At 67.8% G+C, this 3,531-nt stretch carries 4 protein-coding genes; all 4 read left to right on the forward strand.

What is annotated here, in order from left to right; genetic code table 11:
* Window positions 1-562: hypothetical protein (locus tag JOZ00_RS23110; protein WP_293348621.1), on the forward strand; the 562-nt coding region annotated here is incomplete at its 5' end.
* A complete protein-coding gene (locus tag JOZ00_RS23115; RefSeq protein ID WP_293348624.1) occupies window positions 562-1,266 on the forward strand; it encodes an NIPSNAP family protein in 705 nt (234 codons plus the stop codon). The genes JOZ00_RS23110 and JOZ00_RS23115, both read left to right, overlap by 1 nt.
* The gene (locus JOZ00_RS23120) at window positions 1,263-2,474 is read left to right on the forward strand and encodes a cytochrome P450 (protein ID WP_293348627.1); all 1,212 of its coding nucleotides are present in this window, start codon (window positions 1,263-1,265) and stop codon (window positions 2,472-2,474) included. The genes JOZ00_RS23115 and JOZ00_RS23120 overlap by 4 nt, the downstream gene beginning before the upstream one ends.
* A gap of 1 nt (window position 2,475) precedes the next feature.
* Window positions 2,476-3,444 (forward strand): zinc-binding dehydrogenase, encoded by a 969-nt coding sequence (locus tag JOZ00_RS23125; RefSeq protein ID WP_293348630.1) that lies wholly within the window; start codon window positions 2,476-2,478, stop codon window positions 3,442-3,444.
* The last annotated feature ends 87 nt before the right edge of the window (window positions 3,445-3,531 follow it).

A 3,531-nucleotide genomic window follows, 5' to 3' on the forward strand; every position in this document is an offset into this window, starting at 1 on the left:
GAAGAACAACCGGGCCGGCGCGTCGCACGCGACGGGCGCCGACGGTGAATGTCTGCGATATCGGCTCGACGTCGTCGCCGCCAGCGCCGCCGACGTCGTGCAATCGGCGGGCGGTTGGCTCTACGACCGGGCGATGGCCGGTTGGGACGTAACCGTGCTGCTGCCGGAGCGCTGCGACGCCCGAGCGCTGCGGATCCTGGGGGTGCGGGTGCTGGACTTCCAGGCGCAGTTCGCCGAGCTGGGCACGGGCTCGACAAGCCAGAGCCTGGCCGTGAGCGCCGAGGCCTTCACCGCCGATGCCCGCGTCCGTGACGCGGTGCTGCAGTCGCTGGAGAACGGTCTGACCGAGGTCGCGTTGTGGGGTCAAGCGCCCCAGGGATGGCCGCTTCGAGTCAATCGCGCGATGACCAGCGGCCAGCATGTGCTCAGCGCGGCCGCGCGCAGGTTCAAGGGCTACGCGCTCGCGGCGGCCGGGATCACGGGTGCCACGGTCGGTCCGGCCGAGGAACTGCTGTGTGATGCCTTCTCGGGGGCCGACGCAGAGCTGGTCCGGCTCGACTGATGAAGAAGTACTACAAACACACGCTGCTCTACCTGCACGAGACCATCTCGCTGGGGTCCGGCCGGACCGACCACTTCACCGAGGTCTTCGCCGACACCTACCGGCCGATGATGGACGAGCTCGGCGCGCGCCTCTTCGCGATCTGGGAATCCACTCCGTACAACGGTCACTGGCCGCAGGTGACGATCATCTGGGAGATTGACGGGTTCGCCGACTACGCGAAAATCGGTGCGGCCCAGGCGCGCGGCGGGAGCCACGAGGCCGCGGCGGGCAAATGGTCGGCATTTCTGGCCGACATCGGCGCGGCGGGGGAGGGCCGGATCATGTATCCCGGGCCCAGCAACAAGACGCTCGCCCAGCTGCGCGAGGCCAATTTCACTGCGCCACTGGTGATTCAGGAGATCATGCAAACCAAGCCGGGGCGCCAGGACGACTACATCCGCGAGCTGGAGCGCCTCTACGTCCCGTGGTCGGAACGCACGGGCAAGCGCTGGCTGGGGTCGTTCACCACGACGTTCCGCTTCAACGAGGTCATCCACTACTGGGCGCTGGACGGTGGCTGGGAGTGCTTCGAAAATCACTATCCGTCGTGGAAGGAGAGCCCGCCCGCCGAAATCGTCACCTGGATGAGCATGGCGCCCGCGCTGCGCGACGGCTGGGAAGACTCGATCCTGCAGGCCCTACCGCCCTCCCCGCTGCAGTGAACTTCTCTTACGACCCCTTCGACGCGGAAGTAATGGCAAACCCGTTGCCGTACTACCGAATCCTGCGCGACGAACACCCGGTGTACTACCTGCCGCAATGGGACACCTATGCGCTGTCCCGTTTCGAGGACATCTGGCAGGTGCTGGAAGTCAACGACGGCACCTTCGTCGCGACGGAGGGCACGTTGCCACCGACCTCGGTGCTGGCCAACCACAACACCGGGCCGCTCGACGATCCGCCGTTGCACCCGTTGCCATTTCACGCGGTGTTCGACACGGATCTGTACAGCGCGATCCGCCGCGCGCACTCCCAGCCGTTGCGGCCCAGATCGGTCGCCGGCCTGGAAGCCAGGATCCGCACGCTGGCCAACGAGCGCCTCGACGAGTTGCTGCCCAAAGGCTCGTTCGACCTGACACAGGAATACGGTGGCATCGTCGCAGCCTCGATGGTCTGCGGATTGCTGGGCATAACAACCGATCTCGCGCCCCAGGTGCTGGCCGCCGTGAACGCCGGCAGCCTCACCGAGCCCGGCGAGGGTGTCGATACCGCGCAGGCCCGGCCCAACTATCTCGAGTACCTCATCCCGGTGGTCGAGCAGCGCCGCGCGGACGCGTCCGGCGATCCGCTGCCGGTCGTCGACGGCCTGCTGGGCTACCGGCTGCCCGACGGCAGCGCGTTGTCCGACATCGAAGCCGCGACCCAGATGCTGTGCATCTTCATCGGCGGAACGGAGACGGTGCCCAAGGTCGTCGCCCACGGACTATGGGAACTGAGCCGGCGGCCCGACCAATTGGCCGCGGTGCGAACCGATCCCGCGGCCAACGTGCCGGTGGCCCGCGAGGAGATGATCCGGTACTGCGCCCCCGCGCAATGGTTCGCCCGAACCGCCCGCAAGCCCTATACGATTCACGACACGACGATCGCGCCCGGCCAGCGGATCATCACATTGCTGGCGTCGGCCAACCGCGACGAGCGGGAGTATCCGCAACCCGACGAGTTCATCTGGAACCGTCCTATCCAGCGCTCGCTGGCGTTCGGTCGTGGTCAGCACTTCTGCATCGGCTACCACCTGGCCCGCCTGGAAATCGATGTGCTGCTTGCCGAGTGGCTGCGCCGGGTGCCCGACTACGAGATCCAGAGCGACGCCGCGACCCGCCTGCCGTCCAGCTTCCAATGGGGTTGGAACAACATTCCGGTGGAGGTCTGACGTGTGGTCCTACCGGATCATCGCCCCGTATGTGTTCGAGCGGACAACCATTCCGGACAAGACGCCCGAGTGCCTCACGGACGGCCAGGTGCTGCTGCGGTTCCTGGCCGCCGGCGTCTGCGGCAGCGACATGCCCGCCTTTCGCGGCGCAAAGGGCCGGCTTCCGGGCGACGACGGAACGAGCGCGGCCGAAAAAGACGGCTTCCCAATCCATGAGGTCGTCGGCGAGGTGATCGCCAGCCGGCATCCCGAGCACCGGCCCGGCGACCGGGTGGTCGGCTGGGCCTCCGGGTTCGACGGCCTGATGGAACGCATCGTCAGCGACGGCGACGGGTTGGCGCCGTACGACCCGGCGCTGACTCCCGCGCAGGCGGTCGGGCTGCAGCCGCTGGCGTGTGTCCTCTACGCCTGCGAGCAGTTGCCGGACCTTGCCGGCAAGCATGTCGCGATCATCGGCCAGGGCTCGATCGGCCTGCTGTTCGCCTACGTCGCCAAGGCGGCCGGGGCCCGGCGCGTCACGGGCGTGGACCCCGTCGACCGTCGAAGGCTCGCAACGACATTCGGGGTCGACGACCCGGTACGCGCCACCAGCGACCGCTGGGTAAGCCGGCTGGCCGCCGCCGACCGCGCAGACGTCGTCATCGAGGCCGTCGGCCACCAGGTCGCCACGCTGGCCCATGCCGTCGATGCCGCGGCGCCCGGTGGCACGATCTTCTACTTCGGCGTCGCCGACGACGAGTCCTACCCGATCAGTATGCGTAGCATGCTGCGCAAAAACCTGACGCTGAAATCCGGGGTGACACTGGACCGGCGGCGGATGTTGGAGTGTGCCGGTAAGTTCGCCGCCGAGCATCCCGAGCTACTCGGCACCTACCTGACACACACGTTCGGCGTCGACGACGTGCAGCAAGCGTTCGACCTGGCCAGCCGGCCCGTCGCCGAGCGCGTGAAGATCGCGATCGCGGGATGACCGTGAGCAGGCTGCGGACGGCGCTGGACAAAGGACCCCCGATCTGGGGTGGCTGGATCACCGGCCCGACGCTGATCGGTCCCGAGG

Source organism: Mycobacterium sp., assembly GCF_019243155.1.
Classification (GTDB): Bacteria; Actinomycetota; Actinomycetes; order Mycobacteriales; family Mycobacteriaceae; genus Mycobacterium.

Excerpts from the sequence above, each read along its gene's own strand:
- JOZ00_RS23115 (WP_293348624.1), top strand. The coding sequence starts at position 562 with ATGAAGAAGTACTACAAACACACGCTGCTCTACCTGCACGAGACCATC.